This is a genomic window from Sphingopyxis macrogoltabida (assembly GCF_001307295.1).
In the GTDB taxonomy this organism is placed as follows: Bacteria; Pseudomonadota; Alphaproteobacteria; order Sphingomonadales; family Sphingomonadaceae; genus Sphingopyxis; species Sphingopyxis macrogoltabida_B.
On record NZ_CP012700.1, the window covers coordinates 2,137,194 to 2,160,811 of the forward strand.

The following is a 23,618-nucleotide window of genomic DNA, read 5'->3' on the forward strand; positions in this document are numbered from 1 at the left end:
TCCGACTTGCCCTCTCCCGATCATGACACCTCGCCTTCCCCGGATCAGCGCAGCTTTGATGGCATAAGTCACGGCTACGCTCCCGGCGGACGGCCGATCACGCCGCCGCCGGTGCCGCTCGAAAAGATCGTCGGCGACGTCGTCGACAATCTGCAATCGGCGGCAGAGGCTGAGCTAACCCTGCTCAAGGCGCGCGGCGCGCTGGCGTACCACGGCGTCGGCTGGACTTCGGCGTGGGGCTTCGTCGCCGCCTGCGCGCTGCTTGTCGCGATGCTGGCGCTCGCGTTCGGCGCGATCCTCGTGCTTGCCCAGCATATCGGGCCGCTGCTCGCGACGCTGATCGTCTTTGCGGTGCTGCTGGCGATCGCCGCCTTTGCCGGATGGCGCGCGCGCCTCAGCTATGGCGACGTCAAAGCGGCGTTCCGTGACGATCTGCTCGCGGAGGGAGACGATTGATGCGCCCTTCCCGAACCCGCCTGATCAACGCCGCGCGCCGATCGATGATCGAACGTGCCGAATTGCGCCGCAAGCTGGGGGTGGCCGGCAACGCGCTGAAGCCCGGCGCATTGCTCAGCCGCGGCAAATATCGCGTCGGCGAAAAGGTCGACGATGCCGCGCATGCGGTTCGCAAGGAATTTCAGAGCAACCGCCTGCCGATAGCGCTCGCCGCGGTTGCGGGCGTCGCGTGGCTGTTTCGCGAACCGATCAAGGAACATGTGCCCCGGCTGGGGCGCAAAATACAGGAACTCGCGGCCTCGGTCGCCGACCGGCTGCATCCCGGTGACGCCGAACCAGCGGATGACGACGATATCGAGATAGTGGAGGACGATAATGAAGCCGCTCAGTGAAACCGCCAGCGACGCCCGCGCCAAAGCGAGCGAACTTGCCGAGAAGACCGCCGAAAACGCCCGCGCCACCGCCGAGGCGGCGAAGGCCCGCATCCAGGACGGTTATGGCCGCGCCCGCGCCGCGACGGGTGAGCTTGCCGCAAAGGCAAGCGAACAGGCCGAGGTCGCACGCGAAGCCGCGGGTCAGGCTTATGAAAAAGGCAAGGTGCAGGCCAAGCGCGCGGGCAGCAAGCTCAAGACGGTGGCCGAGGAACAGCCGCTGGCATTGCTCGCCGGCGCGGTCGCGGTCGGGGCGCTGCTCGGTTCGTTGCTTCCCAAGGGCCGCCAGAACGAGGACTGAGGCGGACTTGCCGGAATGGCGCCGCACTGGTAGGGGCCGCGGCTTCTCCCCTCCCCGGCGCTAGCCCGCAAGGAAAGCATCATGAGCAAATTGCATCTCGTGTTCGGTGGACGCGTCAGCGATCCGCAGACGCTCGACTTCGTCGATCTCAGCAATCTGGACGTCGTTGGGCTGTTCCCCGACTATAAGTCCGCCGAAAAAGCGTGGCGCGCCGCCGCGCAGCGCACCGTCGACGATGCCGAGATGAAATATGTCGTCGTCCATCTGCACAAGCTGCTGCAGCCGGACGCAGAGTAAGCCCTTCGTCATTGCGAGCGTAGCGAAGCAATCCAGAGTAGGCGTAAACCGCCCTGGATTGCTTCGCTACGCTCGCAATGACGCGAATTAAGAGTCAGCGGAAATTGTCGGCGTATGCCTGAATCTTGAGCGTCCGGACGGGCGTCGCGGTCACCTCCACCTCGATGCCGTTCTTCTCGGCGTAGGCGAGCGCCTCTTCGCAACTCGCAAAGCCCAGCCGCAACTGGCGCTGCGTGTCGCCGCTGCCGGCCCAGCCCATCAGCGGGTCGGCCTTGCGCGCTTCGGCCGGAGCGAATTCCAGCATCCAGCGCTGCGTTCCCGCGCGCCCCGACTGCATGGCATTCTTGGGCTTCTGGAAAATACGCGCTTTCATCGGGTCGTCCTGATCAAGTGGCTGTGCCGCCGCCTTAGCGGGAAGCGTTTCTGACGAAAAGAGGGAAAGCCCCGATGCAATCCTTTCCATCGTCACCCCGGACTTGATCCGGGGTCCATTTGCGCCGGCGCTGGAAGAATGGATCCCGAATCAAGTCCGGGATGACGAAGATTTGGGCGGATCGGGCAATTATTGCGCGTCGCGGCGTGCCTGTGCCGCTTTGGTCATCAGCGTCGGACGCGCATTCGCCGGGTCGTCGGGCCAGCTATGCTTGGGATAGCGGCCGCGCATCTCCTTCGCGACCTCCGCCCAGCTTCCGCTCCAGAAGGATGCGATATCGCGCGTCGTTTGGATCGGGCGATGCGCCGGCGACGTGAGCGCGAGGACGAGCGGCACGGGCGGATCGCCGATCACCGGATGACGCGCGAGCCCGAACATCTCCTGCGCGCGCACCGCCACCGTAGGGCCGCCATCGGCGCCATAATCGATCGCGTGGCGGCTGCCCGCCGGCGTCGCATAATCCGCCGGCGCCAGCTTTTCGAGCAATTGCCGCGCCGGCCAGTCGAGCAGCTGCATCAGCGCATCGGCAAGCCGCTGGTCGCCGATATCGCGGAGCCCGCGCGATTTTTCGAGCAACGGCGCGAGCCAGATGTCGAGGCTGTCGGCGAGCGCCGGCGCAGAGAGCGTATCGAGCCCGGCGAAGGACGCGCGCTGACGTAGCGCGTGCGATGTCGGCCCCCAGCCGATGAGCCCGAGCCCCTTCTCGCGGACGGCCGCGAGACGCACCGCCATATCGTCTTCGGCGCCCTCGCTACGCCCCGCCTGGCCGCTCGCCAGCGCGATGGCGCCGAGCCGGCGTTCGCGGCGATGATCGACGCGGTCGGTCGCGGCGTCATAGCTGCTCGCCTGATGCGACACGATCTGTCCGGCAAAAATGGCCTCGACCTCGGCGCGGTCGATCGCCGCCGCGGCGAGGATGCGTACCCCCGCAGCATGGCCCTGCGCGTCGGCAATCGCGAGCCACTCGCTGCCCGCCAGCGGGTCGAGCGGATCGATGCGATAGGCACGCCCGCCCACACTCAGATAGTCGCCGCGCTGGCCGGCGCGCGCTCGCGCCACCCGGTCGGGCCAAGCCGTCGCAATCCAGCCGCCGACCGAACGCGTATCGATGGCGCCTGTATCGGCCGCCAGCCTCTCGCCGATCCCGGCCAGCCGCCGCGCGAGCCGCCACGCCCCTTCGGCGCGGTCGCCCTTCGACCCTTTCCAGCGCGCCAGCCGCGCCTCGACATCGACACCGCGTCCGCCGAGCCCGGGTTCGGTGAGCAGCACCGCCAGCCGCGCCGCCAGTTCGCTTTCATCCGCGCGCGCGGCATCGAGCAGCATATGCGCGAGCGGCACCGGCAGGGGGATGGCGGCGAGCGCCTTGCCGTGCGCGGTGATGCGTCCGTCGGCGGTCAGCGCCCCGATCACCTGCAGCCGCGATTTCGCCTCGGCGACCGCGGCGGGCGACGGCGGGTCGAGCCAGCCGAGCTGGCGCGGATCAACGATGCCCCAGCTCGCGCAATCGAGCACGACGGGCATCAGGTCATTCTCGTGGATTTCGGGCGGGTCGAACGGCGGCATGCCCGCCGTTGCCGGCGCTTCCCACAGGCGATAGGCGACCCCCGGCCCCTGCCGCGCCGCACGCCCGGCACGCTGGGTGGCCGACGCCTGGCTCGCACGTTCGGTGACAAGACGCGTGATGCCCGCCGCCTTGTCGAAGCGCGGGCGTCGCGACAGGCCGGCGTCGATCACAATCCGCACGCCCTCGATCGTCAGGCTGGTTTCGGCGATGCTCGTCGCGAGGATCAGCTTGCGCGCGCCGCCGGGATCGCGGACGAGCGCCCGCCGCTGCATCGCCGGGTCGATCTGCCCGTGCAGGCGATGGACGACGAGCGGCAGGCGTGCGTCCTCGACCGCCGCCGCAGCCCGTTCGATATCGGCGGCACCGGGCAGGAAGGCGAGCATGTCGCCCTCACTCTCTTCGACCAGTGCCTGCCGCACCGCGCCCAGCACGCTGGCCTCCAGCCGGTCTTCGGCGCGGCGGCCGATATGACGGAGTTCGAGCGGCCAGATCTTGCCCTCGCTCCGCACCACCGGCGCATCGCCGAGGAGCGCCCCGAAGCGCGCCCCGTCGAGCGTCGCCGACATTGCGACGAGGCGAAGATCGTCGCGCAGCCCCTGTTGCGCGTCGATCGCCAGCGCCAGCGCGAAATCGCCGTCGAGGCTGCGTTCATGGACTTCGTCGAACAGCACCGCCGACACGCCGGCAAGTTCGGGATCGGCGAGGATGCGATTGCGGAACAGCCCCGGCGTCATCACGAGCAGGCGCGTCGCCGCCGACTGCTTGCTGTCGAGGCGGGTTGCGTAACCGACCGGCCCGCCGACCGCGACGCCCATCTCTTCGGCGATCCGCTCGGCGGCAGCGCGCGCGGCAAGCCGCCGCGGCGACAGCAGCCACACCTCGCCCTTGCACCAGGGCTGATCGAGCAGCGCCGGGGCGACGCGCGTCGTCTTGCCCGCGCCCGGCGGCGCGACGACGACCGCATTGGGCTTCAGCACCAGCGCCGCCATGATGTCGGGGAGCACGATATCGATCGGCAGCGGGATCGTCATGCGCGCGCTGCCGGATTGCCGAGTTCGGCGTTGAGCCGGAAGGCTTCGGAAGCGAGCTGCGTCACCATCGCGGGCGACACTTCGGCCTCCACAGTTAGCACCAGATTACCGAGCTCGTATTTTCCGCTCGCCTTGATCCGCGGTTCGATGTCGCGGAGCCGCTTGCCGCGCCAGAAACCGAGCAGGACGCGGCTTTCCTCGGCGCGGATCAGGATGCACGGACCATTCGCCAGAAAGACGAGGTTGGTCCATTTGATCGTTTCTGCAAACGGCGCCGCCGTCATGATCGTAGAGCGCATCATTTCGCAGCGCTCGCGCTGCCAGCCCGACAACGCGGCAATATAGGCATCGGGGCTTTCGGCGGCCCGCCCCATCGTCATCGCGCCGGCCTCAATAGGCGCGCGCGACCGCGAAGGCGACCGCTTCGGTGAGCGCCGCTTTCGCCTGGCTGGCGCCGAAGCCGCCGATCGCGTCGACCGCGCGCTGGCCATAATGACGCGCCCGCGCGAGCGTGTCGGCGATCGTGTCATGCCTGCGGAGCAGGCTGGTCGCGAAAGCAAGATCCTCGTCCGAGGTGCGATGACCGACGATCGCCTGCTTCCAGAACTCGCGCTCCTCGGCGCTGCCGCGGGCATAGGCGAGGATGACGGGCAGCGTCACCTTGCCGTCGCGGAAGTCGTCGCCGACGCCCTTCCCCATCGTCTCGGCGTCCGAGACATAGTCGATCGCATCGTCGACGAGCTGGAAGGCGATGCCGAGGTTGCGGCCATAGGCGTCGAGCGCGGCTTCGGTCGCTTCGTCGCGTTCGGCGACGACCGCCGCGATCTTGCACGCCGCGGCGAACAGTTCGGCGGTCTTGGCGTTGATGATCGCGAGATACTGGTCCTCGCTCGTCTCGATCCGCCGCTGTGCCGAAAGCTGGTTGACCTCGCCCTCGGCGATCACCGCTGAGGCGCGGCTCAGGATTTTCAGCACCTTCAGCGACCCATCCTCGACCATCACCTCGAAGGCGCGGCTGAAGAGGAAATCGCCGACGAGCACGGAGGCGCTGTTGCCCCAGATGAGGTTCGCGGTCTTGCGGCCGCGGCGGAGGTCCGATTTGTCGACGACATCGTCGTGGAGCAGCGTCGCGGTGTGGATGAATTCGACCGCGGCGGCGAGCTTGCAGTGGCGGCGGCCGGGATAGTCGAGCAGTTTGCCGCAGGCGAGCGTCAGCATCGGCCGCATCCGCTTGCCGCCGCCGGCGATCAGATGGCCCGCCAGTTCGGGGATCAGGGGCACTTCGGACTGCATCCGGTCGAGAATGACCGAATTCATCTCGTTCATGTCGGCGGCGACGAGCGCCATCATCGGGTCGAGCGAGGGCGGCCGGTCGCCGTGCAGTTGGTGAATTTCCGCAGTCATGACGTGGGCCGCCTTGGCGCCGCGGCCGCGATTTTGCAACGACTTTCGGCTTGCCAGCGCCCCCTTGCCGATGCCAAGCGTGCCAGGCACAAGAGGAGCCGCGTACCCATGGACGACCAACTGAGCCGCTATCGCCAGAGCATCGACAATATCGACGCGGCGCTCGTCTATATGCTGGCCGAGCGCTTCAAGGTTACCAAGGCGGTGGGCGAACTCAAGGCGAAGGGCGGCCTGCCGCCCGCCGACCCGGCCCGCGAGGAGCGGCAGATCGAACGGCTGCGCGACCTAGCGCGCGACGCCGACCTCGACCCCGAATTCAGCGAGAAATTCCTGCGCTTCATCATCGATGAGGTGATCCGCCACCATGAGCAGGCGAAGCGGGAGAATGGCGCATGAGCACGCATCCGATCTTCGATCGCTGGCCCGCGGAACACCCCGATCGGCTGCAGCTTTTTTCGGCCCCGACGCCGAACGGCGTCAAGGTCGGCATCATGCTCGAGGAAACGGGCCTGCCCTATGAGCCGCATCGCATCGACATCACGGCGAACGAAAGCCACGACCCTGCCTTCCTCTCACTCAATCCCAACGGCAAGATCCCGGCGATCTACGACCCAGACGGCCCCGACGGCAAGCCGCTGGCGCTGTTCGAATCGGGGGCAATTCTGATCTATCTTGCCGACAAAAGCGGACAGTTCCTGCCGGCCGATGCGGGCGGGCGTTACGAAGCGATCCAGTGGGTAATGTGGCAAATGGGCGGCGTCGGCCCGATGTTCGGACAGCTCGGCTTCTTCCACAAATTCGCCGGCAAGGATTATGAAGACAAGCGCCCACGCGATCGTTACGCGGCCGAATCCGCGCGGCTGCTCGGCGTCCTCGACGACCGGTTGGCGAACCGTGAATGGGTGATGGGCGACGATTACAGCATCGCCGATATCTCGCTGCTCGGCTGGGTGGGCAACCTGATCGGCTTCTACGGCGCGCGCGAGATCGTCGGGTTCGACCGGTTCCGGAATGTCCAGCGCTGGCTCGATACCGGGCTGGCGCGGCCGGGGGTGCAGCGCGGGCTGGAGGTCACCGCCGCCTGAAGCGTTCGGGTCGATGATCGGTCGGCAAGCGTCTAGCAATTAACCCGCCGGCAACCGCAGCCGCACCAACAGCCCGCCCAGATCGTCGCTCTCTTCGAGCGCGATGCTCCCGCCATAGATTTCGGCGACGTCGCGGACGATCGCCAGCCCCAGCCCGGTACCGGGCTTGCCGCTGTCGAGCCGCACGCCGCGGTCGATGACCCGATCGCGGTCGGCGAGCGATATCCCGGTGCCGTCGTCCTCGACCAGTATCTCGGCCATGTCGCCGTCGCGCTGGATGGTGACGAAGACGCTGCCGCCGCCATATTTGGCCGCATTCTCGAGCAAATTCCCGACCAGCTCGTCGAGATCCTGACGCTCGACCCGCGCGACGATTGTCTTGTCGCCCGCGACATCGAGCCGCACGTCGGGATGGAGCGCCGCGACGGCGCGCGACACGCTGTTCGCGCTGTCCCAGACGACCGCGCGCGCTTGCGCCGCCCCGCGCCGACCGACGGCGCGTGCACGCGCCAGATGGTGATCGACCTGCCGCTGCATCGTCGCGGCTTCGCGCCGCACCGTGTCGGCAAGCTCCGAGTCCGAACTCGTCGCGCTGTTGACGAGGACGGTGAGCGGGGTCTTGAGCGCATGCGCGAGGTTGCCCGCATGCAGCCGCGCTTCTTCCGCCTGCTTCTCGTTATGCGCGAGCAACGCATTGAGTTCGTCGACCATCGGCTGCACTTCGAGGGGCAGCGGTGCGGTGACGCGCCGGTGATGGCCCCCGCGCATCGCCGCGATCGCGCGGCGGATGTGGCGGAGCGGCCACAGGCCGTAGAAGGTCTGGAGGGCAGCGAGAATGATAAGCCCGAGCCCGAGCAACGCGAGGCTGGGGATCAGCGTCGCGCGCACCGCGCCAACCTGCAGGTCCAGCGCTTCGCGCGACTGGGCGATCTGGTACCGCCAACTCACCTTGCTGCCGGGCAGCAGGACGTTGCGTTCGAGCACGCGCAACTCCTCGTCGGGGAATTGGGTGCTGTCGTAGGTGTGAATTTCATCGTCGATGTGCGGCGTCGGCGCCTTCAGCGAGCGTTCCCACAGCGAACGCGAGCGATAGGGCTCCTGCTCGCCGCCGCTGATCTGCCAGTAGAGGCCGCTATAGGGCTCGAGGAAGCGCTGGTCGCCGAGCGGTTCGATCAGCCGCACCTCGCCATCGGGGCCGATCTCCGACGAGCGGATCATCGCGATCAGCACATATTCGAGGCTCGAATCGAAATTGCGGGTGATCGCCCCGGTCAGCACCCGGTCGAGCGCAAAGCCGCCGCCGATCAGCAGCACCGAAATCCACAGCGCCGCGATCGCGATCATCCGGCGCGCGAGCGAGCCGGTGATGCGACTGGTCAGCGCCGCGGGTTTCGCCGCCGCGTCGGAATCGGCTTCCGCCGGAGCGGCGTCCGCCTCGGCCATTCCCTATGACGGATCGTCGAGCTGATAACCGAGGCCGCGGATCGTCGTGATGATGTCGGCGCCCAGCTTTTTGCGGATACGCGTCACGAACACTTCGATCGTGTTCGAATCGCGATCGAAATCCTGATCGTAGATATGTTCGATCAGTTCGGTCCGCGATACGACCTTGCCCTTGTGGTGGAGCAGGTACGACAACAGCTTATATTCCTGTGCGGTCAGCTTCACCGGCGCGCCGTCGAGCGTCACGCGGCCCGAGCGCGTATCGAGACGGACATCGCCCGCAATGAGTTCGCTCGATGCATTGCCCGCGGCCCGGCGGATCAGCGCGCGCAGGCGGGCGATCAGCTCTTCGGTCTGGAAAGGCTTGGCCAGATAATCGTCGGCGCCGGCGTCGAGCCCTGCCACCTTGTCCGACCAGCTGTCGCGCGCGGTCAGGACGAGCACCGGGAAATTGCGCTTTTCCTTGCGCCAGCGGTCGAGCACGGTGAGCCCGTCGATCTCGGGCAAGCCGAGGTCGAGGATCGCGGCGTCGTAGCTTTCGGTCGAGCCCAGGAAATGACCGTCCTCGCCGTCGGTCGCGAGATCGACGGCATAGCCGGCGCCTTCCAGCGTCGCCTTGAGCTGCGGGCCGAGCGTGGGTTCGTCTTCGACAATCAAAATCCGCATTCAGGCGCCTTTCCTCTGCGCACCGGACCGGCCGGCCGCTATGTTTCGACTGTGTATCAAGTCCGGACGGTCATCGCAAAATCTCGTTGCGATGGCGCCGTCTTTCCGATGTCAGGGTCTTCCGATGTCAGGGTTTGCGTCCGACGATCCGGCCGGTGCGGGCGTCGACATAGACGACGACGACCTGGCTGCCGTCCATGAACTTCAGCGCATAGATCATCCGGCGCGCATCGAACTGCGGCCCGCCGAGATAGGTCATGTCGTTATAGGGCGGACGCGACTTCACATCGGCGATCAGCCGACCAAGCGGGATCACCTGCCCCTGCGCAGCGGCTTCGCGCAAATTGTCCTGGTCGCGGTCGCCGCGCGCGGCCGCGGGTGCCCCTGCGGTGAGCATCAGTGCCGAAGCAGCGGCGGAGAGGATGAGCTTGCGGATCATGCCCCGATACCTAGTGCGAACGCATTGAATAGGTGATGAATGGCCGGGTCAGCCCCTGTTTTGTTTCGGCGTTCCAGTTTCGGCCATGGCCCCCGGGGCCATGGTGGGCGCGACAGGGATTGAACCTGTGACCCCACCCGTGTGAAGGGTGTGCTCTACCGCTGAGCTACGCGCCCGCCCGGTGCAGACCGAAGTCCGGCGTCCGAAAGCCGGACGTCCATAGCCGCTGCGGCGATGATTGCAACGGCCTTTGCTCGATCTTCACGCACAAACAGGTCCGGTACATGCAAATCGGGCCGCAGCAGATGCCGCGGCCCGAGATGTTTTTCACCAGAAGTTGCCGGCAATCAGTTGCAGGCGTCCTTGAGGGCCTTGCCGGCCTTGAACTTCGGCTGGTTCGATGCCGCGATGGTCATCGTTTCGCCGGTGCGCGGGTTGCGGCCGGTCGACGCCTTGCGCTTGCTGACCGAGAACGTCCCGAAACCGACCAGACGGACTTCGCCGCCCTTCTTCAGTGCCGCGGTGACCGCGTCGAAAACGGCTTCAACCGCCTTGCTCGCATCACCCTTGGTAAGGCCGCTCGAGTCAGCGACGGTGGCGATCAGGTCTTGTTTGTTCATGCCTAAGGAACCCCTGCAGATGGTTGGTTAAAATGATTCATGGCCCGAAGCCATGGCGCGCCACTAACGCTGTTTGACCCTGCCTTGTCAAAGCAAAAAACCGCGAAAAACGCCCCAAAATGACGTTTTTGCGACGAAAAGCCGCCCGGACTGAGACCAGTGGCGATCCGGTCAGTGCCGAATCGCCGTTTCGGGGTCCGAACCCGGCACGATCGGCGGCGAAGCGGCGAGTTCGTCGGCCTCGGTCCACTCGATCGGTTCAACCGGCGAAACGAGCGCCTCAGCCAGCACCTGGTCGACGTGGTTGACCGGGATGATCTTCAGGCCGCTTGTAATATTGGCCGGAATTTCCACGAGGTCCTTTTCATTCTCCTCGGGGATCAGCACCGTCTTGATCCCGCCACGCAGCGCCGCCAGCAGCTTTTCCTTGAGGCCGCCGATCGCGAGCACGCGGCCGCGCAGCGTCACTTCGCCGGTCATCGCGACATCCTTGCGGACCGCGATGCCGGTCAACGTCGAGATCATCGCGGTCACCATGCCGACACCCGCCGACGGACCATCCTTCGGCACCGCGCCTTCGGGAAGGTGAATGTGGATGTCCTTGCGCGCGAACAGGCTGGGCTTGATGCCATAGCTGGGCGCGCGCGCCTTCACGAAGGACAGCGCCGCCTGCACCGATTCGGTCATCACTTCGCCAAGCTTGCCGGTGGTGCGGACCTGACCCTTGCCCGAGGCGGTGACCGCCTCGATCGTCAGCAGTTCGCCACCGACCTCTGTCCAGGCAAGGCCGGTGACGGCGCCGATCTGGTCCTCGAGATCGCTGATGCCATGCTTGTATTTGCGCACGCCCGAGAATTCGGCGAGGTTTTCGGGCGTCACGACGACCGCCTCGGCCTTGCCTTCGAGGATGCGGCGCAGTGCCTTGCGCGCCAGCTTCGCGATTTCGCGCTCGAGCGTGCGGACGCCCGCTTCGCGCGTATAATAACGGATAAGGTCGCGCAGCCCGTCTTCGGTCAGCTCGAACTCGCCGGCTTTCAGGCCATGCGCCTCGACCTGCTTGGCGACGAGATGGCGTTTGGCGATTTCGACCTTCTCATCCTCGGTATAGCCTTCGAGCCGGATGATCTCCATGCGGTCGAGCAACGGCTGCGGCAGATTGAGCGAGTTTGCCGTGGTGACGAACATGATGTCGGAGAGGTCGACGTCGATTTCCAGATAATGGTCCTGGAACTTGCCATTCTGTTCGGGGTCGAGCACCTCAAGCAGCGCCGAGGCCGGATCGCCGCGGAAATCCTGGCCGAGCTTGTCGATCTCGTCGAGCAGGAACAACGGGTTCATCGTGCCGGCCTTTTTGAGGTTGGTCACGATCTTGCCCGGCAGCGAGCCAATATAAGTCCGGCGATGGCCGCGGATTTCGGCCTCGTCACGCACGCCGCCGAGCGACTGGCGAATGAACTCGCGCCCGGTCGCCTTGGCGATCGATTTGCCAAGGCTGGTCTTGCCGACGCCGGGCGGGCCGACGAGGCAGAGGATCGGCCCCTTCAGCTTGTTGGTGCGCGCCTGCACCGCCAGATATTCGACGATCCGGTCCTTGACCTTTTCGAGCGCATAATGGTCGTCGTCGAGGACGTCCTGCGCCTTGGCGATGTCCTTCTTGAGCTTCGACTTCTTGCCCCACGGCAGCCCGATCAGCGTGTCGAGATAGTTGCGGACAACCGTCGCTTCAGCCGACATCGGCGCCATCGCGCGCAGCTTTTTCATTTCGGCCTGCGCCTTGGCCTTGGCTTCCTTCGACATTTTGAGGCTGTCGATCTTGAGCTGCAGCTCGGCAAGGTCGTCGCCGCCCTCGCCACTGTCATTGCCGAGTTCGCGCTGGATCGCCTTCAATTGCTCGTTGAGATAATATTCGCGCTGGCTCTTTTCCATCTGGCGCTTCACGCGGCCGCGAATCTTCTTTTCGACCTGCAGCACGCCGAGTTCGCCTTCCATGAAGGCGAAAACCATTTCGAGCCGCTTCGACGGTGCATCCTCGACGAGCAGCGCCTGCTTGTCGGACACCTTGATGTTGAGGTTGCCGGCCACTGAATCCGCCAAGCGCGAAGCCTCTTCGATCTGCGAGAGCTGGACCGCGGTTTCGGCGGGCATCTTCTTGTTGAGCTTGGCGTAATTTTCGAACTGATCGATCACCGAGCGCATCAGCGCGGCAGTGTCGACGCTGTCGTCGATCGTGTCGGCAATCGGCTTCACGCTGGCCATCACGGCCTTTTCTTCGGTCTTGAGCGCGAGGAGCTTCGCCCGTTCCTTGCCCTCGACCAGCACGCGGACAGTGCCGTCGGGCAGCTTCAGGAGCTGGAGCACCGTGGCGATTACGCCGACGTCATAGAGATCGTCGCGCTGCGGGTCGTCCTCGCCCGGATCGAGCTGGGCGACGAGGAAGATTTCCTTGTCGTTTTCCATCGCGGTTTCGAGCGCAGCGACCGAACGGTCGCGGCCGACGAACAGCGGCACGATCATGTGCGGGAAAACGACGATGTCACGCAGCGGAAGAAGGGGATAAGATTGCGTCATTACGGCTCCTGGGCGGGCGTCCGGAATCGACGCGCCACCCCTGTTATAGGATGTTCCCGGCTAATATGGCGTAAGTTGCGCCGCATTCAATGTCGCTGCGGTGAATGACCACGGCACGATGCGGCTCAGAAGGGCAGCTTGAACCCCGGCGGCAACGGCAGGCCGCTGGTCATCTTGCCCATTTCCTCGTTGCTGACCTGATCGGCCTTTTCGCGCGCATCGTTGAACGCGGCGGCGAGCAAATCCTCGAGCATCTGCTTGTCGGCAGGGACGATCAGGCTGTCATCGATGGCGATCGCCTTGATCCGCCCCTTGGCGCTCGCCCGGATGCGTACCAGCCCGCCGCCCGACACGCCCTCGACCTCAAGGGCGTCGAGCTTCGCCTGCGCCTCCTGCATCTGGGCCTGCACGGTGGCGGCGGCTTCCTGCGCCGCCTTCATCATCTCTTCGATCGATTTCATGACTGGGACTTATGGCGATTGTCGTCGTCTTCGACAAGCTTCGCATCGGGAAAAGCGGCCAGGGCGGCCTTGACGACCGGCAGTTCGCGAATCCGTTCGCCATTGTCGGCCACGCGCGCCGCGCGGATTTCGCCAAGGCTCGGCCGGGCCTCGCCCTCGCCGGGGCGGACGTGCCAGCGGCTGCCCGTCTGGGTCAGCAGAGCATCGCCGAGGTCGCGGGCGAACGAGCCGCCGAGCGCGGGGACGGCGGCAAAAACGATATTGCCGGGGTCCAGCTCGATAATTCGCAAATAATCATAAACTTGCACTGCAAGTCTGTGATTTCCTGTCGTTTCGAGCAGTTGATGGATTTGCGCCACTGTCAGCGCCGTTGCCGGCGGCTCGGTACCTGCCGCCGCATCGATAGGGATCTCGGCGCTGTCGGACGGCCCGTCCTGCACCGATGCCGGGGTCGGCGGCGCCAGCGGCATCGTCGGCAGGTTTCCCGATTCGAGGAGCTTCGCCAGCTCGCCCGGATCGGGCATCGACGCCGCATAGATCACTCGGAGCAGCAGCATTTCGAGATGTTCGAGCGGATTGTTCGCGCGCAGCACCTCGTCATGCCCCTTGAGGAGGAGCTGCCAGAGGCGGTTGAGCGGTGCGAATCCGAGCTTTTGCGCCCAGTCGCCGATGCGCTCGCGATCGGCGGCGGCGAGCGCGGGGTCGTCGTGGCGCGACACCTTGGCGAGCGTGATCGCATGCGTCAGGTCCATCAGCCCGCGCACCATCGCCACGGGTTCGATGCCCAGCGCATATTGCGCGCGGGCAAAGTCGATCGCGCCGCCGCTGTCGCCGCCGAGGATCGTCGCCATCAACTGCGTGATCGCGGTGCGGTCCGACAGGCCGAGCATCGCGCGCACCTGGTCGGCGCCGATCTTGCCGCCGCCCCCTTCTTCCGATTCCAGGTCGGCGTGCGCGATCGCCTGATCGAGGATCGACAGCCCGTCGCGCACCGAGCCTTCGGCGGCGTTGGCGATCAGCCAGATTGCCGGCGCCTCGGCCTCGACGCCCTCTTTCTGCAAAATCGCGCTGAAATGCGCGAACAGCATGTCGGGGGTGATGCGGCGGAGATCGAACCGCTGGCAGCGCGATAGCACCGTCACCGGCACCTTGTTCACCTCGGTGGTCGCGAACAGGAATTTGACGTGCGGCGGCGGCTCTTCGAGAGTTTTCAGCAGCGCGTTGAAGGCGTTACGCGACAACATGTGCACTTCGTCGATGATATAGATCTTGTAGCGCGCCGACACAGCGGCATAGCGCACCGCCTCGATAATCTCGCGCACATCATCGACGCCGGTGTTCGACGCGGCGTCCATCTCGATCACGTCGATATGGCGGCCTTCGGTGATCGCGCGGCACGGCTCGCAGACCCCGCACGGGTCGATCGTCGGCCCGCCCTGCCCGTCGGGACCGATGCAATTGAGCGCCTTGGCGATCAAGCGCGCGGTCGACGTCTTGCCGACCCCGCGCACCCCGGTCATCAGAAACGCATGCGCCAGCCGGTCGCGCGCGATCGCGTTGCCCAGCGTCTTCACCATCGCATCCTGCCCGATCAGCTCGGCGAAAGTTTGCGGGCGATATTTGCGGGCGAGGACGCGGTAAGGGCCGCTCGATGCCTGCGGCTTCACCTCGGGCAGGTCCATTCCCAGCATCGGGGTATCGTCGTCGGCGGAATCATCCATGGCCCCGTCTTAGGGGCGCGCCGCGGTCTTGTCGAAGGGTGATATGGGTGGGAGCCGGAACGACCCGCAGCGAATTCGTTGCGGCTGCTTCCTTCCGGACCTGACCGGGTTGGCGAAGACTGCGTCCGCCCGACTCCCGCGGCGCATATGGCGGGGAAGACGGCGAATTGCAAGGCGTGCCTGCCAGAGGCCGGTCAGGTTCGCGGATGGCGGTCAGCCGGTGGTTTCGATCGTCTCCACCGTCAGGCGTGTCGCCTCGGCAATCACCGCGCTGGCCTCATCCCCCGTCACTGCCGACCGGTCGAGGTAGATCGCGATGACATATTTGCGCCCGTCCGGCGCCTCGACAAACGCGACGTCGTTATAGGCGTTGCCGCAGGTTCCCGTCTTGTCGCCCGCGATCCAGCCTTGCGGCAATCCGGCACGGATACGCTTGCGGCCGGTTTCGCTTTCGATCATCCAGCCGCGGAGCTGCTGGCGATGCCCGGCGCCCAGCCGGTTGCCAAAAACATAGCCGGCAGCGCTGGTCGCCATCGCGATCGGCGTCGTGGTATCGCGTTGGTCGCCCGGTGCATTTTCATTGAGTTCCGGCTCGATCCGGTCGAGCCGCGTGACGCTGTCGCCCGCCCGGCGCAGCGCGGCCGTGAAGGCAGCGGGCCCGCCCATCTGCTTCAGGATCAGGTTCGCGGCGCTGTTGTCGCTGAGCACCACCGCGTCGCGCGCCGCCATGCCGAGCTGCTGCTCGCCGCGCCCGTCGGGGCCGACGCGTTTCTCGGTGCCCGGCGACCAGGACACCAGATCGGCGCGGGTAAAGGCGAGCGGCGTCCGCAGCGAAACGCCCTTCGCCGCGCGTTCGAGCACCTGCCCCGCCAGCAGCAGCTTGAAGGTCGAGCACATCGCGAAGCGTTCGTGACCGCGGTCGGCGGAGACCAGCTTGCCGCGCGCATCGACGACCGCGATGCCGAGCCGGCCGCCGCTGCGCGCTTCGAGATCGCGGATCGCCTTGGCCTGGATCACCGAATCGCCGGTCGGCTCGCCGGGCAACGCGGCGCAGGCAGACGTCGCGAGCAGAACGGCAGCGAAAAGTATCCGCATCAGCGCGGCCCCTGCATGTTGCGGCTTTCGGCCGGAATATGGACCGTCAGCCCGTCGAGCGCATCGGTCAGCACGATCTGGCAGGCGAGCCGGCTGGTGCGGCGCACCCCGGCGGCGAGGTCGAGCATATCCTCTTCCATCTCGCTCGCTTCGGGCAACCGGTCGAAATCCTCTTTGGCGACGATGACATGGCAGGTTGAACAGGCCATCTGGCCTTCGCAGGTGCCCTCGAGCGGCATCAGATGCGCCTGCGCGACGTCGAGCAGGATCGAGCCGGGCTCGGCCTCAGCCTCGGTGCGCTGTTTGCCGTCGGCATGGATGAAAGTGACGCGCATCAGTTCACCCCCTGAAGACGCGCGGCTTCCCTGATCGCAGTCAGGCCGTCGCGCAGGTCCTGCTCCGACGTATAGCGTCCCCAGCCGAGGCGGATCGAGGCGCGCGCGTCGGCTTCGCTGACGCCCATCGCGCGCAGCACATGGCTGACCTTGCCCGACCCGCTGCCGCACGCGCTGCCGAGCGAGAAGGCGACTTCGCGCGCGTCGGACATCAGCCGGAGACCGTTCACGCCCTCCCGCCGCACGTTGAGATTGCCGTGATAGCGGCGCTCCGCATCGCCGTTGATCGTCCATTCGGGGAGCATGTCGAGCGCGAGCGACCAGAGGCGTTCGACATGCGCAGCGTCCGCGTCGAAACGCTCGGCCGCCAGCGCCGCGGCGGCGCCGAAGCCGGCACATAGCGCGGGCGAGACGGTTCCCGAACGCATTCCCTGCTCCTGCGCGCCGCCGAACATCAGAGGTTCGAGATCGATCCCGTCGCGCACCCACAGCGCGCCGATCCCCTTGGGGCCATGGATCTTATGCGCCGAGAGCGCGATAAGGTCGGCGCCGTCGGGGATCGCGACGCGGCCATAGCCCTGCACCGCGTCGCAGAGGAGAAGGCTGTTTTTCGCGTGCGCAGCGGCAGCAAAATCAGCGACGGGCTGTACCGTGCCGACCTCGTTGTTGACCAGCATCGTCGCGACGATGCCGTTTTCGGGGATCAGCGCCGCGTCGGGCGGCAGCGCCAGCCCCGCGCTGTCGACGGGGAGGTTTTGGGCGCTCAGCCGTTCGAGACATTGCAGCGATGCCGCATGCTCGATGCTGAGCCCCGCGACGCCTCCAGGTTTCGCCTTGGCGCCGTTGAACAGCGCCCAATTGAGCGCTTCGGTCGCGCCTGAGGTGAAGATGACGCGCCCGCCCTGCGGCAGCAGCGCCGCGACCTGATCGCGCGCGACCTCGACCGCGGCGGCGGCGGCACGGCCGGCCTTGTGCGTGCTCGACGGGTTTGCGAAGCCATCCCCCCCGAAATCGTCGGCGCCGGCTCCTTCAAGCCAGCGCAGCATCGCCTCGCGCGCCTCGGGAGCGAGCGGCGTAGTGGCTTGATAGTCGAGGTAAATCATTCGCCGCGAGAGTCCTTATTGCGAACCATTCGCAAAATTTGCATGTTGAGACCTATTTTCTATATAGGCGCCATCCTCGCTCCGCCACCCCGCCGTCCGGCGAATCGGTGGCAAGCCCCAGAAACATAAAGGTGCGCCCATGCCCGACGTGATTTTCCCCGGCCCCGAAGGCCGTATCGAAGGCCGTTTCTCGCCGCCGCCGCGGCCGCGCGCGCCGGTCGCGCTGATCCTGCACCCGCATCCGCAGGGCGGCGGCACGATGAACGACCGCATCACCCAGGCGATGTACAAGAGCTTCGTCGCGCGCGGCTTTGCGGTGCTACGCTTCAACTTTCGCGGCGTCGGCCGCAGCCAGGGCACGTTCGACAACGGCATCGGCGAACTCTCCGATGCCGCATCGGCGCTCGACTGGGTGCAGTCGATCCACCCCGAAGCGCAGACGACGTGGATCGCGGGCTTCAGCTTCGGCGCATGGATCGGCATGCAGCTTTTGATGCGCCGCCCCGAAATCCGCGGCTTCCTGTCGGTCGCACCGCCGGCGAACATGTACGACTTCAGCTTCCTCGCCCCCTGCCCCTCGTCGGGCATCATCGTCGCGGGCGGACAGGACGAGATCGTGCCGCCGGGGGCGGTGCAGAAGCTGGTCGACAAGCTGCGCACCCAAAAGGGCATCACGATCCATCACGACGAGATTCCGCGCGCCAACCATTTCTTCGAGCATGAGCTCGACCAGTTGATGAAGTCGCTCGACAACTATCTGGATATGCGGCTCGCGCCCGATTCGCCGATCCGCTGACCAACGCTAATCGAGCAGGCCCGCCTGCTCGATCATCGCGGCGGGCATATAGACGAACAGGATTAGCGCAAGCTCGCCGCAGAGGATCGCGGCGATCGCGCGGATCCAACCGCCGCGTCCTTCGCCGGCATAATATTGGCGGACGGCGAAGATGGTGAAGCCGAGCCCAAAGGCAAGCCGCGTCAGGTTGCGCCCGATGCTGCGGTCGGTCAGGAACAATTGCATCGCCAGATCGACCGCGACGACGAGCAATGTCGCCTGTGCGAGGACGTAGAGCCGCATCACCATCGTACCGAACAGGCCGGCTGACCCGCCGCGATAGAAGACGAAGTGCAGCACCAGCGCCGAAATCAGTGCCGAGAGCAGCGGGATGACAAGCGGCTCCTGCTGCAGCGTCTCGATCACCGACAGCTCGGTCGTCGTGCTGCCCGGCAGAAAGCGCGCGCGCAGTGCGTAATTCAAGGCGAGCGCAACCGCGATATAGGGCACCGCCTTGACCAATATGTCGCGGTCGCTTTCGATGTAGCGGCGGATCAGCGCGCCGGGTTGCCGGAACAGCCCGATCAGCGTGTGGAGGACGCCCTTTTCCCACCAGTTTTCGGCGAGTTCGCTCATCACGGTACGGCGGTCGATCGGTTGGGGTTGCAAATCCTTGCCGCAATCGGGGCAATATCGCCCAACCCGCCGGTGTGCGCAATCGGCGGTCATTCGCCGCCGTGGACGCTGGCGGCGGCTTCCTTGGTCGGGATCGTCCAGATCGCCACATTGGCGAACATGACGAGCGCCGCGATCACCATCAGCAACGCGCGGCGCCGGTCGCCATGCCGGAACACCATCACCGCACCGCCGAGCAATGCCAGCCCGGTCAGCATCACGATCGAAAGCAGAAGGTCGCCCATGGCGACGCTCTATGCGAGCACTCCCAAGTGGTCAAACCGGCTTTGTGACAAAATACGGTCAAAAAGGCGCCGCCGCTTATGGCCAAGCCGGGCGGCTTCGCCTAAAGCGCGCTCATCGATTCCCTAACCCTTGCGGGAGCCGCGCCGATGCGCCTTGCCATAGCCTCTGACCATGCCGCCTGGGAGCTGAAAGCCCTGCTCGCCGACTGGCTTCGCGAACAGGGGCATGAGGTCGAGGATCTCGGCACTAACGGTCCCGACAGCGTCGACTATCCCGATTATGGCTACCGCCTCGCCGAAGCGATCGCCGACGGACGCGCCGAGCGCGGCGTTGCGCTTTGCGGTTCGGGCATCGGCATCTCGATCTCGGTCAACCGCAACCCCGCCGCGCGCTGCGCCCTCGTTTCCGAGCCGCTGTCGGCGAAGCTGTCGCGCGAACACAACGATGCCAATGTCATCGCGATGGGCGCGCGCCTGACCGGCATCGACATGGCAAAGGCCTGCCTCGACGCCTTCCTCTCGACCGAATTCGCCGGCGACCGCCACGCGCGCCGCGTCGACAAGCTTTCCAATCCGCCACAACTGGAGACCAGCCGATGACCACCAACACGCTCGACAAGCCCATCAAATCGGCCGGCTATTTCACCGATGGCGTCGGCGCGACCGATCCCGCCGTCGCGGCAGCGATGAAGCATGAACTCGAACGCGAACAGCATCAGATCGAACTGATCGCGTCGGAGAACATCGTCTCGAAGGCGGTGCTCGAGGCGCAGGGCAGCGTCTTCACCAACAAATATGCCGAGGGTTATCCCGGCCGCCGCTACTATCAGGGCTGCGCCCCCTCGGACGAGGTCGAACAGCTCGCGATCGACCGCGCCAAGCAGCTTTTCGACTGCGGCTATGTCAACGTCCAGCCGCACTCGGGCGCGCAAGCCAACGGCGCGGTGATGCTGGCGCTGACCAAGCCCGGCGCGACGATCCTCGGCATGAGCCTCGACGCCGGCGGCCACCTGACCCACGGCGCCCCGCCCGCCATGTCGGGCAAATGGTTCAACGCGGTTCAGTACGGCGTCCGCCCCGACGACCATCTTGTCGATTTCGACCAGGTCGAGGCGCTGGCGAAGGAACATCGTCCCTCACTGATCATCGCCGGCGGTTCGGCCTATCCGCGCACGCTCGACTTCGCGCGCTTCCGCCAGATCGCCGACGATGTCGGCGCGCTGCTGATGGTCGACATGGCGCATTTCGCCGGCCTCGTCGCCGGCGGCGCGCACCCCTCGCCGCTCCCGCACGCGCATGTCGTCACGACGACGACGCACAAGACGCTGCGCGGTCCGCGCGGCGGCATGATCCTGACCAACGACGAAGCGATCGCCAAGCGGATCAACTCGGCGGTCTTCCCGGGCCTGCAGGGCGGCCCATTGATGCACGTCATCGCCGCCAAGGCAGTGGCATTCGGCGAAGCGCTTCGTCCCGAATTCAAGGATTACGCGCATGCGACCGTCGCCAATGCGCAGGCGCTCGCCGGCCGGCTCAAGGCACGCGGCGCTGACGTGGTCGCGGGCGGCACCGACACGCACCTCGCGCTGATCGACCTCCGCCCGCTCGGCGTCACCGGCCGCGATGCTGACGAGGCGCTCGAACGCAGCGCGATCACCTGCAACAAGAATGGCATCCCCTTCGATCCGCTGCCGCCGATCAAGACCAGCGGCATCCGCGTCGGCTCGCCCGCGGGCACGACGCGCGGCTTCGGCGTCGCCGAGTTCGAGGAAATCGGCGATATGGTCGCCGACGTGCTCGAAGCGCTGCGCGACAAGGGCGAGCATGGCGATGCCGATGTCGAGGCCGATGTGCGGGGGCGCGTCCGCGCGCTGTGCGAGCGTTTCCCCATCTATCAGGGATAAGGCGATGGCGCGGCAGCACCCCGAAGAGCCGACGCTGGTCGAACTGACGATCGAAGAGGTCAAAGCGATGGGCAAGCAAGGATTGGACCATCCCTCGACGCGCCCGGTGCTCGTTGGAGCTGGGATCGGTACCGTGCTGGGTGCGGCGCTGCCGGTGGTGAGTTGGCCGGTCGGCCTTTTTGTCGGGGCGGCGGTCGTGCTGTTCAATCGGGTGAAGCGCTAACCGATGCGTTGCCCCTATTGCGGCCATGAAGACAGCCAGGTGAAGGACAGCCGTCCGACCGAGGACGGCGCCGCGATTCGCCGTCGCCGCCAGTGCGAGGATTGCGGCGCGCGCTTCACGACCTTCGAGCGTATCCAGCTCCGCGAAGTCGCGGTCCTGAAGGCAGGCGGCAGCCGCGAGCCGTTCGACCGCGAAAAATTGATGCGCAGCGTCCAGATCGCGTGCCGCAAGCGGCCGATCGACGGCGCGCGGATCGAGCGGCTGGTGTCGGGTATCCAGCGCCAGCTCGAAACCTCGGGCGAGAGCGAGGTGCAGGCGGCGCAGATCGGCGCGATGGTGATGGAAGCGCTGAAGGGCTTCGACAATGTCGCCTATATCCGCTTCGCCAGCGTCTATCGCGACTTCACCGAGGCCAGGGATTTCGAGGAATTCGCCTCGAGCGTCGCCGAGGCGGCGAAAAAAAGTTGAACCTCGCCCCGCCCCCCGTCATCGTCCTCGTCCGTCCGCAGCTTGGCGAGAATATCGGCAAGGCGGCGCGCGCGATGCTCAATTTCGGGCTGACCGAGCTACGCCTCGTCGCACCGCGCGACGGCTGGCCGAATCCCGATGCCGGGCCGGCCGCGTCGGGCGCCGATATCGTGCTGGCCGGGGCGCAGGTATTCGACAGCGTCGCCGAGGCGGTTGCCGATTGCACGCATATCTATGCGACCACGGTGCGCAAACGCGGGGTCACCAAGCCGGTGCTCACCCCCGAAGCGGCGGCGAAACAGGTCCATGCGACCGCCGGGCGATCGGCCTATATCTTCGGTCCGGAGCGGTCCGGCCTCGAAACCGACGACGTCGCGCTCGCGCACAGCATCGTCACGGTGCCGATCAATCCCGAATTCGGGTCGCTCAACCTTGCGCAGGCGGTGATCCTGCTTGCCTATGAATGGTCGAAGGGCGTCGCGCTGGCGAGCCCCCCCGAAGTCCCGCTCGACCCGCCGGCGGATCATGGCGAGATGGAGCAGCTGATCCAGCATTTCATCCGCGACCTCGACAAGACGGGCTATTTCTTCCCCGCCGACCGCACCGAGGCGACGCTGCGGACGCTGCGAACCATGCTGACGAAGACCGGCTGGTCCTATAACGATATCAGGATGATGCACGGCATCGTTGCGACGCTGGGTAAAGCGCGCAAATCGGCACGAACCGCGGATTAAGCCCGTTCGCGGTCCCAGCGGTCGAATTCATAGGCGATCGACTGTTCGACCAGCTCGTTCCACACCGCGCGCAGCCGGTCGGGTTCGAGCCCCGCAGCCGCGGCCGCGCGCGCGACATTGTCGAGCACCTCGGCCTTGCGGGCCTCGTCGCGGACCGCCTCGCGGTCGGGCTTGATCCGGGCGGCCGCATCCATATAGCCGAAGCGGCGGACGAGCAGCGTGACCAGTTCGCGGTCGACCTGGTCGACCCCGGCGCGGACCTCGATCATCGTTTCGCACTGTTCGGGAAGTTTGGCGGACGTCATGGCCGCTGCCTTTAGCGGCTTTTTCCGCCCTGTCGAGCCGCGGCTGCAAGGCTTGACTTTACGCCGGCCGCCGTCTAGTCGCGCGCCTTCGCAATGGACCCCGCACCCCGGTGAAGCGGCGGTCGCATATGGCATCGGTCCATATGGTGCGACCCGGGACCCGCCGAAATCCTTCGGCACACAGCAAATTGGAGACGACATATGTCGAAGCGCCAGAGCGCCAAGTATAAACTCGACCGCCGGATGGGCGAAAACATCTGGGGTCGCCCGAAGAGCCCGGTCAACCGCCGCGAATATGGCCCCGGCCAGCACGGCCAGCGCCGCAAGGGCAAGATGTCGGACTTCGGCATCCAGCTCCGCGCGAAGCAGAAGCTCAAGGGCTATTACGGCGACATCACCGAGAAGCAGTTCAAGAAGAACTATTTCGAAGCGTCGCGGATGAAGGGCGACACCGGCCAGAACCTGATCGGCTTGCTCGAGCGCCGTCTCGACGCGGTCGTCTACCGCTCGAAGTTCACCCCGACCATCTTCTCGGCGCGCCAGCTCGTCAGCCACGGCCACGTCTATGTCAACGGCGTGAAGTGCAACATCGCCAGCCGCCTCGTGAAGCCGGGCGACGAAGTCACCCTCGGCAAGAAGGCGCAGGAAATGGCGCTGGTCGCCGAAGCGCAGAGCCTGCCCGAGCGCGACCTGCCCGAATATCTCGCCATCGACGGCACCAAGGCGACCTTCGTCCGCGTCCCGACGCTCGACGAAGTGCCCTATCCGGTGAAGATGGAACCGAATCTGGTCGTCGAATTCTATTCGCGCTGATCGGATTTCCTTCGATATCGAAC

30 protein-coding genes, 1 tRNA gene and 1 other RNA gene are annotated in these 23,618 nt (G+C 66.0%); 13 read left to right on the plus strand and 19 right to left on the minus strand.

Annotated features, from left to right (window positions below):
- The first annotated feature begins 6 nt into the window (after positions 1–6).
- The 4 genes from AN936_RS10105 to AN936_RS10120 all read left to right on the plus strand — a co-directional run bounded on the left by AN936_RS10105 (position 7) and on the right by AN936_RS10120 (position 1,485).
- Positions 7–456 (plus strand): phage holin family protein, encoded by a 450-nt coding sequence (locus AN936_RS10105; RefSeq protein WP_054588042.1) that lies wholly within the window; start codon positions 7–9, stop codon positions 454–456.
- Entirely contained in the window at positions 456–848 is a 393-nt protein-coding gene (locus AN936_RS10110; protein WP_054588043.1) for a hypothetical protein, read from the plus strand. The genes AN936_RS10105 and AN936_RS10110 overlap by 1 nt, the downstream gene beginning before the upstream one ends.
- Complete coding sequence (locus tag AN936_RS10115) at positions 832–1,188, plus strand: hypothetical protein (protein ID WP_054588044.1); 357 nt, start codon at positions 832–834, stop codon at positions 1,186–1,188. Before AN936_RS10110 ends, AN936_RS10115 begins: the two co-directional genes overlap by 17 nt.
- A gap of 81 nt (positions 1,189–1,269) precedes the next feature.
- Positions 1,270–1,485 (plus strand): DUF4170 domain-containing protein, encoded by a 216-nt coding sequence (locus AN936_RS10120; protein WP_054588045.1) that lies wholly within the window; start codon positions 1,270–1,272, stop codon positions 1,483–1,485.
- Between the two features lie 94 nt (positions 1,486–1,579).
- On the opposite strand, the gene AN936_RS10125 is transcribed toward AN936_RS10120, so the two are convergent.
- From AN936_RS10125 to AN936_RS10140, 4 genes are all read right to left on the minus strand, one after another.
- Entirely contained in the window at positions 1,580–1,858 is a 279-nt protein-coding gene (locus tag AN936_RS10125; protein ID WP_054588046.1) for an ETC complex I subunit, read from the minus strand.
- A gap of 189 nt (positions 1,859–2,047) precedes the next feature.
- Positions 2,048–4,513 (minus strand): ATP-dependent helicase HrpB, encoded by a 2,466-nt coding sequence (gene hrpB, locus AN936_RS10130; RefSeq protein WP_054588047.1) that lies wholly within the window; start codon positions 4,511–4,513, stop codon positions 2,048–2,050.
- On the minus strand, positions 4,510–4,893 hold the full coding sequence (locus AN936_RS10135) for a DUF1801 domain-containing protein (RefSeq protein WP_054588048.1): 384 nt from the start codon (positions 4,891–4,893) through the stop codon (positions 4,510–4,512). The genes hrpB and AN936_RS10135 overlap by 4 nt, the downstream gene beginning before the upstream one ends.
- A gap of 10 nt (positions 4,894–4,903) precedes the next feature.
- The gene (locus AN936_RS10140; protein WP_054590214.1) at positions 4,904–5,917 is read right to left on the minus strand and encodes a polyprenyl synthetase family protein; all 1,014 of its coding nucleotides are present in this window, start codon (positions 5,915–5,917) and stop codon (positions 4,904–4,906) included.
- A 108-nt stretch (positions 5,918–6,025) separates the two neighbouring features.
- Here AN936_RS10140 and AN936_RS10145 point away from each other — a divergent pair, with 108 nt between their 5' ends.
- On the plus strand, positions 6,026–6,313 hold the full coding sequence (locus AN936_RS10145; RefSeq protein ID WP_054588049.1) for a chorismate mutase: 288 nt from the start codon (positions 6,026–6,028) through the stop codon (positions 6,311–6,313).
- A complete protein-coding gene (locus AN936_RS10150) occupies positions 6,310–7,002 on the plus strand; it encodes a glutathione S-transferase N-terminal domain-containing protein (protein WP_054588050.1) in 693 nt (230 codons plus the stop codon). The genes AN936_RS10145 and AN936_RS10150 overlap by 4 nt, the downstream gene beginning before the upstream one ends.
- A gap of 39 nt (positions 7,003–7,041) precedes the next feature.
- Here the strand turns inward: AN936_RS10150 and AN936_RS10155 are convergent, their stop codons facing one another.
- The 12 genes from AN936_RS10155 to AN936_RS10205 form a co-directional block, all read right to left on the minus strand.
- Positions 7,042–8,346: a sensor histidine kinase gene (locus AN936_RS10155; RefSeq protein ID WP_054590215.1), complete on the minus strand. Its 1,305-nt coding sequence runs from the start codon at positions 8,344–8,346 to the stop codon at positions 7,042–7,044.
- A 102-nt stretch (positions 8,347–8,448) separates the two neighbouring features.
- A complete protein-coding gene (locus tag AN936_RS10160) occupies positions 8,449–9,111 on the minus strand; it encodes a response regulator transcription factor (protein ID WP_054588051.1) in 663 nt (220 codons plus the stop codon).
- A gap of 127 nt (positions 9,112–9,238) precedes the next feature.
- Complete coding sequence (locus AN936_RS10165) at positions 9,239–9,550, minus strand: hypothetical protein (protein ID WP_054588052.1); 312 nt, start codon at positions 9,548–9,550, stop codon at positions 9,239–9,241.
- A gap of 101 nt (positions 9,551–9,651) precedes the next feature.
- Positions 9,652–9,726, minus strand: a tRNA-Val gene (locus AN936_RS10170).
- A 171-nt stretch (positions 9,727–9,897) separates the two neighbouring features.
- Positions 9,898–10,170, minus strand: coding sequence for an HU family DNA-binding protein (locus AN936_RS10175; RefSeq protein WP_054588053.1), 273 nt, complete (start codon positions 10,168–10,170; stop codon positions 9,898–9,900).
- Between the two features lie 171 nt (positions 10,171–10,341).
- Positions 10,342–12,738, minus strand: coding sequence for an endopeptidase La (gene lon / locus AN936_RS10180; protein ID WP_054588054.1), 2,397 nt, complete (start codon positions 12,736–12,738; stop codon positions 10,342–10,344).
- 125 nt (positions 12,739–12,863) lie between these two features.
- Complete coding sequence (locus tag AN936_RS10185; protein ID WP_054588055.1) at positions 12,864–13,199, minus strand: YbaB/EbfC family nucleoid-associated protein; 336 nt, start codon at positions 13,197–13,199, stop codon at positions 12,864–12,866.
- Positions 13,196–14,920, minus strand: a complete 1,725-nt coding sequence (locus tag AN936_RS10190) for a DNA polymerase III subunit gamma/tau (RefSeq protein WP_084758274.1) — start codon at positions 14,918–14,920, stop codon at positions 13,196–13,198. The genes AN936_RS10185 and AN936_RS10190 overlap by 4 nt, the downstream gene beginning before the upstream one ends.
- 43 nt (positions 14,921–14,963) lie before the next feature.
- Positions 14,964–15,061, minus strand: an RNA gene (gene ffs / locus AN936_RS24085) — signal recognition particle sRNA small type.
- 72 nt (positions 15,062–15,133) lie between these two features.
- Complete coding sequence (gene bla, locus AN936_RS10195) at positions 15,134–16,015, minus strand: class A beta-lactamase (RefSeq protein ID WP_054588056.1); 882 nt, start codon at positions 16,013–16,015, stop codon at positions 15,134–15,136.
- Positions 16,015–16,353, minus strand: coding sequence for a 2Fe-2S iron-sulfur cluster-binding protein (locus tag AN936_RS10200; RefSeq protein WP_149037777.1), 339 nt, complete (start codon positions 16,351–16,353; stop codon positions 16,015–16,017). Before AN936_RS10200 ends, bla begins: the two co-directional genes overlap by 1 nt.
- Positions 16,350–17,453, minus strand: coding sequence for a cysteine desulfurase family protein (locus tag AN936_RS10205; RefSeq protein WP_054588058.1), 1,104 nt, complete (start codon positions 17,451–17,453; stop codon positions 16,350–16,352). Before AN936_RS10205 ends, AN936_RS10200 begins: the two co-directional genes overlap by 4 nt.
- A 139-nt stretch (positions 17,454–17,592) precedes the next feature.
- Between AN936_RS10205 and AN936_RS10210 the strand changes: the two genes are divergently transcribed.
- Positions 17,593–18,249, plus strand: a complete 657-nt coding sequence (locus AN936_RS10210; RefSeq protein WP_054588059.1) for an alpha/beta hydrolase — start codon at positions 17,593–17,595, stop codon at positions 18,247–18,249.
- A 6-nt stretch (positions 18,250–18,255) separates the two neighbouring features.
- Here the strand turns inward: AN936_RS10210 and AN936_RS10215 are convergent, their stop codons facing one another.
- Entirely contained in the window at positions 18,256–18,864 is a 609-nt protein-coding gene (locus tag AN936_RS10215; protein WP_234715802.1) for a DUF3667 domain-containing protein, read from the minus strand.
- An 89-nt stretch (positions 18,865–18,953) separates the two neighbouring features.
- Complete coding sequence (locus tag AN936_RS10220; protein WP_054588061.1) at positions 18,954–19,148, minus strand: hypothetical protein; 195 nt, start codon at positions 19,146–19,148, stop codon at positions 18,954–18,956.
- A gap of 147 nt (positions 19,149–19,295) precedes the next feature.
- Between AN936_RS10220 and rpiB the strand changes: the two genes are divergently transcribed.
- From rpiB to AN936_RS10245, 5 genes are read left to right on the plus strand one after another with little or no spacing between them, the layout of a single operon-like run.
- Positions 19,296–19,748, plus strand: coding sequence for a ribose 5-phosphate isomerase B (rpiB, locus tag AN936_RS10225; RefSeq protein WP_054588062.1), 453 nt, complete (start codon positions 19,296–19,298; stop codon positions 19,746–19,748).
- Positions 19,745–21,052, plus strand: coding sequence for a serine hydroxymethyltransferase (gene glyA, locus AN936_RS10230; protein WP_054588063.1), 1,308 nt, complete (start codon positions 19,745–19,747; stop codon positions 21,050–21,052). Before rpiB ends, glyA begins: the two co-directional genes overlap by 4 nt.
- Before the next feature lie 4 nt (positions 21,053–21,056).
- Positions 21,057–21,275 carry a hypothetical protein gene (locus tag AN936_RS10235; protein WP_054588064.1) on the plus strand — a complete coding sequence of 73 codons (219 nt, stop codon included), beginning with the start codon at positions 21,057–21,059 and terminating at the stop codon, positions 21,273–21,275.
- A gap of 3 nt (positions 21,276–21,278) precedes the next feature.
- A complete protein-coding gene (gene nrdR / locus AN936_RS10240) occupies positions 21,279–21,743 on the plus strand; it encodes a transcriptional regulator NrdR (RefSeq protein ID WP_054588065.1) in 465 nt (154 codons plus the stop codon).
- Entirely contained in the window at positions 21,740–22,477 is a 738-nt protein-coding gene (locus tag AN936_RS10245; protein WP_173585651.1) for an RNA methyltransferase, read from the plus strand. Before nrdR ends, AN936_RS10245 begins: the two co-directional genes overlap by 4 nt.
- Here the strand turns inward: AN936_RS10245 and AN936_RS10250 are convergent.
- Positions 22,474–22,782: a chorismate mutase gene (locus tag AN936_RS10250; protein ID WP_054588066.1), complete on the minus strand. Its 309-nt coding sequence runs from the start codon at positions 22,780–22,782 to the stop codon at positions 22,474–22,476. The two genes, AN936_RS10245 and AN936_RS10250, sit on opposite strands and share 4 nt — an antisense overlap.
- A 201-nt stretch (positions 22,783–22,983) precedes the next feature.
- On the opposite strand from AN936_RS10250, the gene rpsD reads away from it, so the two are divergent.
- The gene (gene rpsD, locus AN936_RS10255; RefSeq protein ID WP_037557879.1) at positions 22,984–23,595 is read left to right on the plus strand and encodes a 30S ribosomal protein S4; all 612 of its coding nucleotides are present in this window, start codon (positions 22,984–22,986) and stop codon (positions 23,593–23,595) included.
- Positions 23,596–23,618: the final 23 nt, after the last annotated feature.